This is a genomic window from uncultured Streptococcus sp., from assembly GCF_963525625.1.
Taxonomy (GTDB): domain Bacteria; phylum Bacillota; class Bacilli; order Lactobacillales; family Streptococcaceae; genus Streptococcus.
Map to the genome: position 1 here is coordinate 23,173 of NZ_CAURLD010000007.1, position 12,465 is coordinate 35,637.

Sequence of the window (12,465 nt, forward strand, 5' to 3'; positions counted from 1 at the left end):
CCTCTTTCTATTCTTTGAGTATCAGTAAAATACTGGATTCCTAAATTTCTTCACGTTCAAATGGCATAGACATACAACGTGGTCCACCACGACCGCGAACCAATTCACTTCCGCGGATCTTAATCAAACGCAAGCCGTATTCTTCCAAAATCTTGTTAGTAACGGTATTACGGTCATACACTACTACTACACCAGGTGCGATGGTCAAGGTGTTAGAACCGTCGTTCCACTGCTCACGCGCAGCAGCTACGATATTGCCACCGCCACAGCGAATCAGATGAACTTTTTCTACACCAAGGTTTTCTGCCAAGATTTCTGCTAAATCACCTTTTTCTTCAACAATCTTAAGTTTGTCATCAACATAAGTTACAGAGTAAACGCGAAGATCACCTTCGATTTCTGGGTGAATCGTGAACTTGTCATAATCAACCATAGTGAAGACAGTATCCAAGTGCATGAACTTACGGTTGTTAGCAAATTCAAAAGCCAAAACTTTCTTGAAGCCAACATTTTTCTTGAAAATATTGACCAAGAGTTTTTCGATAGAAGCTGCGTCTGTACGTTGTGAAATCCCAACTGCTAGCACATCTTTTGAAAGAACCAACTCGTCCCCACCTTCGATACGTGTATCTTCTTCACGGTTGTAAACAAGTTCAACATTTCCACCGTATACTGGGTGATGTTTGAAGATGTATTTACCGTAGAGAGTTTCACGATTACGAGTATCTGCATACATGTGGTTAAGCGATACAGCATTACCAATCGTAGCAAATGGGTCACGTGTGAAGTAAAGGTTTGGCATTGGATCAATAGCGAATGGATAATCAGATTCTACCAAGTCTGTCAAGCCTTTTGCTTCTTCAGGAATTTCTGGCAATTCAACTTTTTGAACTCCTGCCATCGTTTTTTCAACCAACTCTCGGTTATCTTTGATACCACGGAGCAGTTCACGAATAGCCTTCTTGGTTTCACGGCCGCGAATATTGGCTTCTTCCAGATATTCTTCGATGAATTGCTCGCGGATTTCTGGGGAAGTCAGTGACTCAGCAGCCAGCTGCTCAAGATAGAGCACCTCAACTCCTTCATTACGAAGCGCTTGAGCAAAGTTGTCATGTTCTTTTTGTGCATCTTCTAAGAAAGGAATATCGTCAAAAAGAAGACGTTCTAAGTAGTCCGGCTGCAAGTTTTCCAACTCCTTGCCAGGACGGTGCAACATAACTTTTTTCAGTTTTCCAATTTCTGAGAAAACACGAATTGGATGTGTAGACATCTACTATCCTCCTTTTTCTTTGCGGTTTAGGTTTTTCTAAGCCCGTTTACATGTACTATTCTAGCATTTAATGCTACCGCTTTCAAGAAAAAGCCTACATTGCAAATGTCAAATCCTTTGCTTTTTTCTATTTCTATTTTTATAATATTCTTCTTTAAAGCGTTTTCTTTGAATATTTTATGCATTATATTATTTTTGTGAATATTTATTTTTTAAAATAAAATCAGTACATGGTTAATATTAGAATATTTTGAATTTATTTAACAAAAAAGAAGCTAATCAGAACCGATTAGCTTCTAGCAAGGTATTTCATAAAATACTCTTTCTCTTTAAAAGTTAATTTTTTATGTTCGTATTCAATCCGACCTTCATCCAAGAGCTTTTTCAGAACTTGATTGACCGTTTCCCGAGTTGTGGCTCCTAGTTTTGCCAACTCTTTCATACTGATAGGAAAGGGCAGGCTATCCCCCTCCTTGCACAAATCCATGCAGAGCAGCGACAGAGACTGGATAACACGCTCGCTTGCACTAGCTGCTACGACATTGCGCAAACGAAGTTCCTGAAATTCCAGGATTTGCGATAGGCGCTTGGTAATGAACAACAGCTGGTCCACACTCTTCTTTGAATAATCTTCAAACAAATCGATAGGAATGGACAAATATTCGACATTGGTGACAGCGCTGGCTGTGTAATGATAGCGCTCATCAAAAAACATACCTCCATAGGGGAAAACACTGTCTTTCTTGACATAATCTATATAAGAAAATGTGTCTGTCGAATCATACTGCTCAATCCGAACATAGCCTTGAGACAAGAGAAAAAGGCGCTCTCGTCGGTCTCCTGCAAAAAAGATAATTTGCCCTTTTGGAATCTTGCGATACTGAATCTCCACTGCTAATTTATCGAAAAGCTCCACTGGCAGATTGACAAAGGCAGGGTGCTGCCGGATAAATTGATAATGCTCCTTGGTAATCATGATAACCCTTTTATTTGATACTTGATACCATTATAGCATAAATCCGCTTACAAATAGAAAATGCTGACTATAAAAGTAAGAAATCCTAACAAAACAAAGAGGTGTGCCCATTTTCTATTCATGGAATTTCTGTCAGCTTGTACTTTTTTGGGCAAGTAATTGCCTACAATTATGAAAACCAAAGCAACTAGCATAGTTGCTATTTTACGCACATCAAAACTCTCATTTAAGCCCCGATAAATAGTAGCTAGATATAGCGAAACAAAGGTAAAAGGAAATATCCATCGAATAAGGTGCTTAAAGGTTCTATTCAAGATATCTTTGGCAATGGTTGTCCAATAGATCATAACTTCTAGCAGCATCATGACAATTGGAAAAGCAGATACTATTAGAAGCTTAGGTAAAAAAGCATTTCCTTTTCCAGACAAGTCAAGGTGAATAGCTAGGTTTTCTGGTAATTTTTGATAGACCCAGATGGCATATAAAACTGGCAAGAGCATGACGCCAAGTGCCCAGCCTAATTCTTGTAAACTATTTTTTTTCATTTTTGTTTCCTCCTCCAAGAGATTGAAACCAGATAAGAATTTCTTCAAAAACCGTGACATCTAAGCTGTAATATATAAAGTTCTTCTGCTTTTCTTCTATGAGCAGACCGGCTTTCTTTAGCTGAGAGAGGTGGTAGGATACCGTCGCAGGGGTCAGTTCAAAAGCTTGAGCAATTTCCCCTGCAGACTTCGGACCATGCTTGAGCATTTCCAGAATATCCCTCCGAACTGGGTCAGCTAGAGCTTTAAGCGTTTGACTGATCCCCATGATTGAACCTTTCTTTCAGGTAAACTTTCAAGATTTTCTTGGTCAGAAAGACTAGTGCCACTACTTCTACTAAGAGCAGAGCCTCAACAGCCAGTGGCGGAAGAAAGCCTACCTGAGCCAGAGCAGGCGCTAGGTCAATCAGGGCGTGAAGTCCCAGAGCAGCTAAAAAATACACTGGAGCCTTCTCCTTGACCGCCTTCCAAACCCAGAATGTTAGTAGGATTTGAATGAGAATAGCCAAGATCCGTTCAAAAGCCAAAAGATAGATGCTGCCAGCGCTCATAGAGCGGACATTGTCAATAACTGCTTGAGGAATTTGAGCCAGCGTCTGGGCATTCCCCTGAGTCACTACTTGAGCTATAACCCAAAAGTTTAAGAGACTGACAATACCAATAAACAGAGCCTCAATACCACCATGCCCCAAGCCATAGGCCACACCATCCCTAAAGGTCAGTGGACGCTTCTTTTGCAGCCAGTAAAAGATGACCCAGCGGGCTGTTTCTTCAAAAATAGCTGCCGCAGCAATACCATAAAGGACATATAGCCAAGGATTTTCCGTCTGCAAAGCGATAGTCCCATCAGCCTGAGGCTGTAAAACGATACGGTGCAAGATATTTTCCAAAACTTGACTCGATAAATAAAAACCAACCCCCCCTAAAAGAAAGACTAATAGAGAAATGTGCTTGGTCTTTTTAAAATAAACCAAAGGAACAAGGACTGCCCCTAAAATCAGCAGCATAGCAATCAAGATATGAATGGAAATCATCGTTTTTTCTCCTAAACTGTTTTGGTTTTTTTCTAAATAGATTATACATCTTTCCTTTCTTTCTGTCAAATCTATTTCGAATTTTTTCTAAACAACTTCAATCTAAAAATTATCAAGCTCTACTGCAATAAAAAACGGCTCTATAATTTCTGTAGTGGGTAAAACCACTGTAGGAATAATGGAGCCTATTTGTTGTAGAAAAAAAGTCCCATAAGACCTATAATGAAAAGCGACAAAACCATCATTAGAAAGACTCTTATGGAACAGTTCAATTTTATCACAAACTTACTGGGAATAAAAGACCCTAACATCATAATCTTGGATGTTCTAGATGCTGGAACTCATAAAGAAATCATCGCTAAACTGGATTATCCTGCTCCTAAATGCCCTCACTGCCAAGGACAAATGGCTAAATATGACTTCCATAAAGAATCCAAAATACCTTACCTAGAGTGTGCGGGATACAAAACCCTAATTCGGTTAAAGAAACACCGTTTCCGCTGTAAAGTCTGTAGGAAAGTAGCTGTCGCAGAGACTTCCTTAGTCAAGAAAAACCACCAAATCGCGACCATCGTCAAGCAAAAAATCGCACAAATATAGGGCACTCAAACGCTACTGGAAACTCATTCAACAGGATAGCCGTAAACTCAGCCATAAACGTTTTTATCGTCCAACTTTTCGCATGCACTTGACCAGCGGAGAAATTCTAGAAAAACTTCTCTCTTGCTCTCAAGAACTCCGAAAACACTATAAACTCTACCAACTCTTGCTTTTTCATTTTCAAGAGAAAAAACTGAGCATTTCTTTGGACTCATTGAAGATACCATTTCTTATGTAAATCCTATTTTTCAAACTGTTTTTAAGACCTTCTTGAAAAACAAGGATAAGATCCTGAACGCACTGGAACTGCCCTACTCAAACGCAAAATTAGAAGCTACTAACAACCTCATCAAAGTCATCAAGCGAAACGCTTTCGGTTTTCGGAACTTTGACAATTTTAAATCTAGAATCCTTATCGCTTTGAACATCAAAAAGGAGAGGACTGATTTAGTCCTCTCCAGATTATAACTTCTCATCAACCCACTACAGTTGACAAAGAGCCAGAATGAGACTAAACAAAAGCGCACAATCTGTGCACTTTGTTTTCACTTGATTTACAAAAGAAAAAGTCCCACTAGTACGGCTGTCAATCCGACTAGGATAAAGAGGTAGGCTAGCCAACGCGGCGCTGGTTTTTCTTCCACCACCACTTTCTTGGGCATATAATTCCCAGAAATCATAAACATCAAGCCTGAAAAAATCAAGGCAATCTTATTAACATTGAAGTGAGAATCGAGAGCATAGAACAAAATAGAAAGATAGACAATGATATGGGTCAAGGGAACAATCCAAAGGACGAAGCGGGCAAAAGCTGGCTTGGTGATTTCTCGGTAAGCCGTTGCCCCATAAACAATCAGCTGTGCCAAAGTCATAAAGATTGGCAGACCCCAGATAAAGAGAAATTTGGGTACATACTTAAATGTCGGGCTAATCGGCGACGTGAAATTGATCCTAATATTCTCTGGCAAACTAGGATAAATCCATAAGGCATAAGCAAGTGGCAGCCAAATAACCAAGAAAGTCAGCAGCAATTCCCTAAGGTTATTTCTCAGTTTCGTTTTCATTATTTTTCCCTCCTAGCGCGGCAATCCAGACCAAAATTTCCTCAAAAACCGTAGCATCTAAATGGTAGTAAATGTAATTTTTCTGCCGTTCTTCATAGATGAGCCCCGCTTTTTTCAACTGGGACAAATGGTAGGATACCGTCGCTCCCGTCAAATCGAAGACTTGAGCGATTTCACCAGCCGACTTAGGACCTTTTTTTAATATTTCTAATATTTCCCGCCGAACTGGATCAGCTAGGGCTTTCATGGTTTCACTAATTCCCAATTTTGATACCTCTTAAAATTGATTTCTAGCTAAGGACAAACAAAGCAACTAGCTCTAGATAAGTCATGGCTCCTACAAATGTAAGCAAGGCGCTACTCAAACGGACAAGATTTTCTGCCAGCAATCCTCCTAAAACTATTTAGAGAACTTTCAAATTCTTTTCTCCATTATACTGTTTTTGAGGATAAAAGACAAGGAGGGCTTAGCTAAACACTTGCTTTTTCTTGGCTAGATAGGCGGTGAGAAGAGCAGCCAGCGCCATAACGATGACTGCTATCAGCCCGCCTGATAGAGGTTCGCTTGGCGTTCCTGCTAAGAAACTGTTGGCTTGACTGGTCAAAGTCGTCTGTAAGAAACTACCGTGCTGGAGATTGTTGCCCGTCCCAATCACTCCAAAGACACCTAGATAAATCATGTTATTAGCCGCATGCAGCGCTATGACCAGCCAGAGATTGTCCGTCAGTGCAAAAAGGAGGGAAAGGAAAATCCCGGTCAGAAAGACATTGAGGATATAAAGGACGGGCGTTCCACCTTTAAAAATGTGGATAACCGCAAAGAGTAGGGAGTTGAGCAGGACAGCCGGTAGCAAGTCCAGCTTGGTGCGGAGTTTGTTCATGACAAAGCCGCGGTAAATCATCTCTTCAGCCAGCGCCTGAAAGAAGAAATTGACCAGGAAAAAGAGCCAAATTCCTAGATTGAACTGCTTTTCGACTTGAATGTGGAGCTGTCCGCCGAGCAGATTGAAGCCCACAGCCAGAAGGACTAAGAAGAAACCCAGTGCTGTACCAAGCAGCAGATTGAACCCTAATTTTTCCTTCCAAAGTCCAAAACTGGCAAGGCTGCGCCGCTCCCAAAATTTAGCGACGAAGAGAATGATGAGTAAACTGCTACCTAAAAAGACGGATAAAGAAACGATGCCTATCAGTAAGCGATTGGCGTCCGTCATGCTCGGCAGCAAGAGCCATTGGGACAAAGCTCCGCTGATGAGGCTTCCCGCAGCAATCGCAAGAAAAGCCAGCGGCAGGCTCAGCCACCAATTTTTTGCCCCTGCTTCTTCTTGCAAGATTTCCAGACTAGAGCGATGGGCTGTCTTTTGATAAGTATGTGTCATGTGTGACCTCCTTAAGGTGTATTTTCCCCTACACCCTTATCCTAACAAAAGAAGTACACCAAATCAATCTCTTTTTGGTAAGTGGTTAGATTGCGCTAGTAAGTGGTAGAAAAATCACCTAAAAAATATTAAGAAATCCCCTGCTGACTTTCTCTCTCTTCGCGCTTGGTCAGCCAAACGGCAATGACAAGAGCAATGAGAGCGCTAAAAAGTCCAGTTGGACCAGGACCAAGGAATTTAAACGTTTCTACCCCACTAACAGTGAAAACGGTAGTTATCATGGCAACGGCATCAATGACCCCATGTCCAAAGGCTGGCAGCCAAATGGTTTTGCTACGTACATAGTAAATATCAAGGATAATCCCAAAAGAAATAGCCATGATATAATAGGGAATTAAATTTAAGAAACGCTCACCCAGCGTCCCTGCTCCAATCATATTGACAGGAAAATGCCAAATAGCCCAGATGAGACCACCAATGATGCGTCCCTTAGTCCGTCCGTAGCGCTCTTTCAAATAAGGATAGAGAATACCCCGCCAGCCAACTTCCTCGCCCAAGCCAGAAAGACTGATGGCTAGAGTTAAGACCGTAAGAATCATTAAAATTTGAAGGGCGACTTGTGGGTTCAGGGCAAAAGCCAAATGCTGCGGAAAGACAGCAAAATAGACAAGTGCGCCGCCAAGTATAATGCTACAAATGGCTAACCAGCAGGCTAGGTAATCGCGCCATTTACTGGCGAGCTTCAATTTCCAGCCGATAGACTTTACAGGAGCTTTAGCCAAAAAAGCAGCCACCATAGGGGCGAACATTACCACACTTGCGGATAAAATGTTACCGACAAGTTTCTGATTGATCGCATAAAAGTAAGCTATGACTAGCATACCTGGCCAAGCGAGCCCAAACGCCCATGCTAGAAACCTTTTAATGGTTGAAGTTGAAATTGTGTTTTGCATATAAAATGCTCCTTTCTTTTTTCAATTCTAGTTTTCTTTCGCCTCCCGCTTGGTTAGCCAAGTAACCACTACAATGGCTAGTAAGCCTACAAATAGCCCATTGGCTCCAGGCCCGAGATAGGCAAGAGGTTTGACATTTCCTGCGACCAACAAAGAAGTCAGGGGGCCAAGTGTATCAATAGTGGAGTGACCAAAAGCAGGCAACCAAATGGTTTTGCTTTTTACATAATAAATATCTAACAAGAAGCCCATAGTAATCGCCATAATATAGTAAGGAAAGATATAGAGAATGGTGTCTAGTGATAATTTGTCCGCAAACAGTAACATAGGTAAATGCCACGAAGCCCAAATCAGACCACCGATAAAGCGACCCTTCGTCCGACCGTAGCGCTCCTTAAGATAAGGATAAAGCACACCCCGCCAGCCTAACTCTTCACCTAAAGCTGGAATGATACAAAGTAAATTTATCCACGTTAGAATATTAAAGACATACTGCCAAACCGTGGATTGAACTAGAGCTGGATTGCTAGTTCCAATGCTTTTAGCAAGCAGGCTAAAGGCTAGTGAAAAGTGCTGGGGAAAAATGCTAAAATAAACTACCGCACCAAAGATAGCATAAAAGGCAATCCAGAGCCAGACTGCAGCATAGGACTTCCACTTTTTGCTCAGATTAGGTCGCCAACCGGCCTCTTTAATGGGAGCTTTGGAAATAAGAGCCGCGATACTCGGCGCAAACATAGCGGAAATAGAGAAGACCGAGGCTATGACGTTTTGTTTTTGCTGAGAGAAATAACATAAGAAGATCATAAGAAACCAACCTATGCCATAAGCCCAGATGAGAAATTTTTTAATAGTTGAAGTTGAAATGGAAGTCTGCATGTGAAATGCTCCTTTCTGTTATTTATAAAGTCCACCACTGGTAAAGGCTCCAATAAAGGATATTGAGAACGACGATAAGTGAAGCGCTGCTGGTCAAGTAGGTCAAGATTTTTCGACCCTTGCTCACTTGGAATTTTGAACGCAGAAAGATTGGCAACCCAGCATTGACCAGAAAAATCAGTGCTAAGAAGGCAAAGAGAATGGCTTGCCAGCGATAATCGGGCATGTACTTGCCCGAAACGGCAACTATGACGAGACCTGCTAGATTGACTAGGCTAACCAAAATCAGTCCGCAAGTGCCATAATGCCAAATTTTCCAACTTCTTGGAGTCGCTCTTTTACTTTTTTTCCCAAAAAGCAAGCGATACACCTTACCCAAAGCAGCTAACAAAAGAACAAGCACAGCATAAACAACTGCGAGACCCAGCAGAGCGACAGAACCATAATCCTTTACCACCTCCCAAAGCGAGAGCTTTTCTAAATGATTATAGGTTGTTTCAACTTCTGTTCGTCCTTGGCGCTGTTGCAAAAGCCAATAGTTGCTGACTAGCAGATGACCGTCTTTGATCACATCTTTCACATAAAAAGTATAAACAGGAGTAAGGCGCGAAATAGAGGTCGGGCCTTGCTGAATGGAGCGGGAAGACCGATACATGCCCTCCTGAAAGTCTTTTTGAGACTGGTTAGGGGCTTGCTTTTTCTTGCCAAAGACTAAATCGGGCAGACCGAAAGAAAAGGTGGCTTCTTCTCTCTGATTTACCATGGTAACCATGCCGATACCCGACTTGAAATCCAGCGAAATCATGGTTGAAAAACCGGCAAAAGAATGACCGCCGTGCCCTAAAATAGAGCCTATCTCATACTCTGTCACCCAAAAGCCGTGGGCATTCTTAGCGACTGCTTTATCTGAGAATGTAGAAGTTGTCTGATACAGTTCATTCCAGGTTTCTGGGCGCTTAAAGAGCTTTTCCTTTTTCAAAAGAGCTTGCGCGAACCGCTTGAAATCGGCAAAAGTCCCTGTCGCCTGCCCCGCTGGATAAATATCCGCGGGAAGCAATTTATCTAGATATAAACTTCCGTTTGTATCATAGGTTTTCTCACCCTGCCGCTTGTCTCGGACATAGGTATTGTCCGACAAATCAGGTAAGAGAGCGGTATGGTTCATGCCCAAAGGCTGGAAAATATGCTCGTGGACATAATCCGCAAAGTTCTGTCCGCTGATGCGCTCCACGATATAGCCTGCTAGAGCTGTACTGTAATTGGAATAGGATGTCACCGTCCCTGGCTCATAAGTTTGAGCGGGCTGGCTTTTTAGTAATTCTTCCAAGCTCTTGCCTGTTCCTGTGTTCAGCGGCGTTTCATCAAAACCCGCTTGGTGGTTCATCAGATCCAGCATGGTAATGGGCTTGTCGTATTTGAGGTGTTTCAGGAAATCCTTGGGCAAATACTCTTTTATATCTGTTTTTAGGTCAATTTTTCCTTCTTCCCAGAGCTGCATGACGCTGAGCCAGACGGTCAATTTGGTGGCAGAGCCCCACTCAAAAACCGAGTTGTCGTCCACAGCCAGCTTCTTTTCCTTGTCCATATAGCCAAAGTTCTTTTGGTAAATGGTTTGGCCGTCCTTATCAAAGACTGCTGCCGCCAGTCCCGCGCTGGTTTTTTCGTGTTCCTTGTGGAAATTTTCAATTTTCTGACCGATTTGGTCATAAGGCGTGCCCGACGGCAATTTTTGCTGGTCAGCTCGAACTTGCGCTGCTCCAAAAGCCACCAAGCCACATGTTACCAGCGCCACAGCGCTTTTCAAAAATGATGTTTTCATGATATTCACCTTTCTATTAAAGTGCCCACCACTGGTACAGCGACCAGTAGAAAATATTAAAAGCGATGATAAAAGCGGCGGAGCTGGTCGCTAGCGTGAGGTATTTATTTCCTTGCTTCAATCTCTCTTTGAAAAAAGGCAGATAGGGCAGAAAAGCACTAATCAGCAAGACTAGAGCAAGCAAGGCAAAGAGTTGAAAATACCCCGTCAGACCAGCTAGGTCGAAAGAATTTTTCGCAAGAATAATAGAGAAAAATGAGAATAAATTGCGAAACACCCAAAGAATAATGAAGCCCGTCAGATAATGCCAGATTGACCAAACAGCTGAGTTGCTTCCCTTATTTTTCCTAAGGAGCAAACGATACAATTTTGCCAAAATACCACAAAGATAGCAAAGGGCAACATAAAGTAAGGCTAGCCCAGCAAGCACTAAACTGCCATAGTCTTTGATGACATCAAGCAAGGACAGCTTCATTCTATCTGAAATGGGCAAATTCAAACGATAGCTCCCTCCTTTTTCTCCTGCCGTCCAAAAACCAAAATAGTCTTTGATAGCCGCATTTTCAGAGGGATTGTCCAGATAGCTGGTCGATTTGAAAACTCTAAATATGGACAGAGGACCTTTGCTAAAAATGCGCGCTTCGCGATAAAAACCAGCTTGAAAATCTCTTTGTGACGCCTTTGAGGCTTCTTTTTTCCTACCATAAATGAGGTCAGGCATGGCGATAGCAAAATGGAACTCATTTCTCTGATTGACTGTAACGACTGAGCCAATCCCTGACTTCAAATCAAGCAAGAGGCTGGTCGTAAAACCCGGCGAATTTCCACCGTGCCCAAGCGTTCTGGTGTTTTCAAATTCTGTTGCCCACAGTCCATGAGCATTGACAGGAACGTCCGTACCCGGATAAGTATGGCTAGCGCTGTAAAAATTCTCCCAAGTCTCTGCTCGCTTAAAGAGCGTTTTCTTTTGCAAGAGAGCTTGGGCAAAGCGTTTCAAATCGAAAAAAGTGCCTGTCGCTCGCCCCGCTGGATATTCTCCGAGGACAAATGGCACATCACCTTTTAGCAAGTTACCTTCTGTATCGTAGGTTTTCTCCTTCTCCCGCTGCTTTTGTACATAGCGATTATCCGACAAATCAGGCTTGAGAGCGGTGTGCTCCATACCCAGCGGCTGGAAAATATGCTCGTGGACATAGTCGGCAAAGGATTGCCCGCTCACCCGCTCCACGATATAGCCTGCCAGCGCTGTCCCATAATTAGAATAGGAGGTCACCGTTCCCGGCTCATAAATCTGAGACGGAGTTTTTTTCATCAATGCTCCTAAATCCTTGTCAGAACCTATATATAAAGGGTAGTCTTCAAAACCCGCTTGGTGGTTCATGAGGTCAAGCATGGTAATGGGCTTGTCGTATTTGAGGTGTTTCAGGAAATCCTTGGGCAAATACTCTTTTATATCTGTTTTTAGGTCAATTTTTCCTTCTTCCCAGAGCTGCATGACGCTGAGCCAGACGGTCAATTTGGTGGCAGAGCCCCACTCAAAAACCGAGTTGTCGTCCACAGCCAGCTTCTTTTCCTTGTCCATATAGCCAAAGTTCTTTTGGTAAATGGTTTGGCCGTCCTTATCAAAGACTGCTGCCGCCAGTCCCGCGCTGGTTTTTTCGTGTTCCTTGTAGAAATTTTCAATTTTCTGACCGATTTGGTCATAAGGCGTGCCCGACGGCAACTTTTGCTGGTCAGCTCGAACTTGCGCTGCTCCAAAAGCGAGCAAGCCACACGTTACCAGCGCCACAGCGCTTTTCAAAAATGATGTTTTCATGATGATCTCCAATCATTATTTTCTATATTTTCTTCACTTAAAAAGGAAAAAGAAAGAGTAAACTGAGTAGACCGAGAAGGAGCCAGATCCAGCCAAAGATAAAGAATAAAAGAATTTTAACAAAAGTAAAAAT

At 42.4% G+C, this 12,465-nt stretch carries 12 protein-coding genes and 1 pseudogene; 1 reads left to right on the top strand and 12 read right to left on the bottom strand.

Annotated elements, in window-relative coordinates:
• Nucleotides 1-40: 40 nt before the first annotated feature.
• The 5 genes from arcA to RYK49_RS05330 all read right to left on the bottom strand — a co-directional run bounded on the left by arcA (nucleotide 41) and on the right by RYK49_RS05330 (nucleotide 3,825).
• Nucleotides 41-1,270, bottom strand: a complete 1,230-nt coding sequence (gene arcA / locus RYK49_RS05310) for an arginine deiminase (RefSeq protein ID WP_002897955.1) — start codon at nucleotides 1,268-1,270, stop codon at nucleotides 41-43.
• Between the two features lie 289 nt (nucleotides 1,271-1,559).
• Nucleotides 1,560-2,246: a Crp/Fnr family transcriptional regulator gene (locus tag RYK49_RS05315; protein ID WP_314865109.1), complete on the bottom strand. Its 687-nt coding sequence runs from the start codon at nucleotides 2,244-2,246 to the stop codon at nucleotides 1,560-1,562.
• A 47-nt stretch (nucleotides 2,247-2,293) separates the two neighbouring features.
• On the bottom strand, nucleotides 2,294-2,791 hold the full coding sequence (locus RYK49_RS05320) for a DUF1648 domain-containing protein (RefSeq protein WP_314865111.1): 498 nt from the start codon (nucleotides 2,789-2,791) through the stop codon (nucleotides 2,294-2,296).
• A complete protein-coding gene (locus tag RYK49_RS05325) occupies nucleotides 2,778-3,059 on the bottom strand; it encodes an autorepressor SdpR family transcription factor (RefSeq protein WP_268686413.1) in 282 nt (93 codons plus the stop codon). Before RYK49_RS05325 ends, RYK49_RS05320 begins: the two co-directional genes overlap by 14 nt.
• The gene (locus RYK49_RS05330; RefSeq protein ID WP_002929789.1) at nucleotides 3,037-3,825 is read right to left on the bottom strand and encodes a YhfC family intramembrane metalloprotease; all 789 of its coding nucleotides are present in this window, start codon (nucleotides 3,823-3,825) and stop codon (nucleotides 3,037-3,039) included. The genes RYK49_RS05325 and RYK49_RS05330 overlap by 23 nt, the downstream gene beginning before the upstream one ends.
• Before the next feature lie 258 nt (nucleotides 3,826-4,083).
• Between RYK49_RS05330 and RYK49_RS05335 the strand changes: the two are divergent.
• Nucleotides 4,084-4,893: pseudogene (locus RYK49_RS05335) on the top strand (transposase).
• Between the two features lie 86 nt (nucleotides 4,894-4,979).
• Here the strand turns inward: RYK49_RS05335 and RYK49_RS05340 are convergent.
• From RYK49_RS05340 to RYK49_RS05370, 7 genes are all read right to left on the bottom strand, one after another.
• A complete protein-coding gene (locus RYK49_RS05340) occupies nucleotides 4,980-5,489 on the bottom strand; it encodes a hypothetical protein (RefSeq protein WP_002906985.1) in 510 nt (169 codons plus the stop codon).
• The gene (locus RYK49_RS05345; protein ID WP_002897962.1) at nucleotides 5,467-5,754 is read right to left on the bottom strand and encodes an autorepressor SdpR family transcription factor; all 288 of its coding nucleotides are present in this window, start codon (nucleotides 5,752-5,754) and stop codon (nucleotides 5,467-5,469) included. The genes RYK49_RS05340 and RYK49_RS05345 overlap by 23 nt, the downstream gene beginning before the upstream one ends.
• A 202-nt stretch (nucleotides 5,755-5,956) precedes the next feature.
• Complete coding sequence (locus tag RYK49_RS05350) at nucleotides 5,957-6,865, bottom strand: CPBP family intramembrane glutamic endopeptidase (protein ID WP_002897963.1); 909 nt, start codon at nucleotides 6,863-6,865, stop codon at nucleotides 5,957-5,959.
• 128 nt (nucleotides 6,866-6,993) lie between these two features.
• Complete coding sequence (locus tag RYK49_RS05355) at nucleotides 6,994-7,818, bottom strand: CPBP family intramembrane glutamic endopeptidase (protein WP_314865116.1); 825 nt, start codon at nucleotides 7,816-7,818, stop codon at nucleotides 6,994-6,996.
• Nucleotides 7,819-7,845: 27 nt separating this feature from the next.
• Entirely contained in the window at nucleotides 7,846-8,697 is an 852-nt protein-coding gene (locus RYK49_RS05360; protein ID WP_314865118.1) for a CPBP family intramembrane glutamic endopeptidase, read from the bottom strand.
• Nucleotides 8,698-8,719: 22 nt separating this feature from the next.
• Nucleotides 8,720-10,516 (bottom strand): serine hydrolase domain-containing protein, encoded by a 1,797-nt coding sequence (locus RYK49_RS05365; RefSeq protein WP_314865120.1) that lies wholly within the window; start codon nucleotides 10,514-10,516, stop codon nucleotides 8,720-8,722.
• Nucleotides 10,517-10,532: 16 nt separating this feature from the next.
• A complete protein-coding gene (locus RYK49_RS05370) occupies nucleotides 10,533-12,332 on the bottom strand; it encodes a serine hydrolase domain-containing protein (RefSeq protein ID WP_314865122.1) in 1,800 nt (599 codons plus the stop codon).
• Nucleotides 12,333-12,465: the final 133 nt, after the last annotated feature.